At 51.6% G+C, this 1,181-nt stretch carries 2 protein-coding genes; both read right to left on the bottom strand.

Going from position 1 to position 1,181, the window contains the following annotated elements; genetic code table 11:
• A partial coding sequence (locus tag F7Q90_RS25695) for a TOTE conflict system archaeo-eukaryotic primase domain-containing protein (protein WP_006122334.1) occupies positions 1-410 on the bottom strand: 410 nt, incomplete at its 3' end.
• 28 nt (positions 411-438) lie between these two features.
• Entirely contained in the window at positions 439-1,014 is a 576-nt protein-coding gene (locus F7Q90_RS25690) for a recombinase family protein (RefSeq protein ID WP_006120551.1), read from the bottom strand.
• Positions 1,015-1,181: the final 167 nt, after the last annotated feature.

Below are 1,181 nucleotides of genomic sequence, written 5' to 3'. Positions count from 1 at the left end.
TAACAGAAGTCATCTTCAAGCAAAGGATATACACCGATGGTGTGTTCGCCTGCCAGATGCCGGTAGATAACAGGATCCGATACGGGAATAAGCTGGCGGTGAGAGCAGTCGCTACATTTTATCCGGGGCTTACCGCATATACCTGGCTGCCATTCGTTGGCACAGGCGGGAGAATAGCCCGATTTTCCGCTGTTTTTACTTTCCCAACGCAGAGCCCATACATCGTCCCGCCCCCGGAACAGTCGGCGAAACAGCGCAACCTTGTCGTCAGTTGATAAGGTTGATAATTTTTGCACCGGGATCTGCCGCTTAAGTCGCCACTCAATCCCATGGGCATCAAGTAGCGAAGTCAATCGGGCATTTTCTGCCCGCAGTGCCGATAATTCATCGCTGTCAGATTGGTGAACCATACCCTGCAGTAAATCCCCCCGCGTCGATTTATGTCTGTCCGATCTCAGTCATCCGGTGTCTGGCAAGAAGCCGCACCACGGTGGAAGGGTGAACACGGAACAGACGTGCAGCATCAGCGCCCGTTTTTTGCCCCGATGTGACGAGCGAGACAATCTCTTTTTGCTGTTGGGGTGTTAACTTAGGGCGTCGTCCACCAACCCGGCCATCCTGGCGTGCCGCCGCAAGCCCGTTCTTTGTCCGTTCACGAAGCATGGCGCGTTCAAATTCAGCAAAGGAGCCAACGATCTGCATCATCATCCTGCCCGCTGGAGTGGATGTGTCAATATTTTCGGTAATGCTGCGAAAATCAGCTCCCGTGTTTTCAATCTTCTCCAGCGTCAGCAATAAATCCTTCAGCGAACGGGAAAGGCGATCCAGTTTCCATACAATAACCTGATCATCTTTGCGTATTTGCTGTAAAAGGCGTTGTAGCTCGGGTCGATCCCATCGCCCTCCCGACGCTTTTTCCTGGAATATCAGTTCACACCCGGCTGACTTTAGTGCTGATATCTGAGCCTGAGTATCCTGTTCCTGTGTCGAAACCCGGGCATAACCGATGAGCATGATTGCGATTTCCTGTTGCCATTTGTTTTTATATTGCAATACATTTTTGCAATGCACAAGGCCGCATCGTTACGTTGGGACAGAGATGGTTGCACAAACGTTCGTTTATGCGTGAAGGTGGAGGGAAGAAAAGTTGGCAGTTATCGCAGCTACCCGGTCACTGCCCC

This window comes from Pantoea stewartii subsp. stewartii, from assembly GCF_008801695.1.
GTDB lineage: Bacteria > Pseudomonadota > Gammaproteobacteria > Enterobacterales > Enterobacteriaceae > Pantoea > Pantoea stewartii.
This window is presented reverse-complemented; position numbering and strand designations above follow the sequence as displayed.

Coding starts and splice junctions, on each gene's coding strand:
- F7Q90_RS25690 (WP_006120551.1), bottom strand. CDS start 1,014: ATGCTCATCGGTTATGCCCGGGTTTCGACACAGGAACAGGATACTCAG.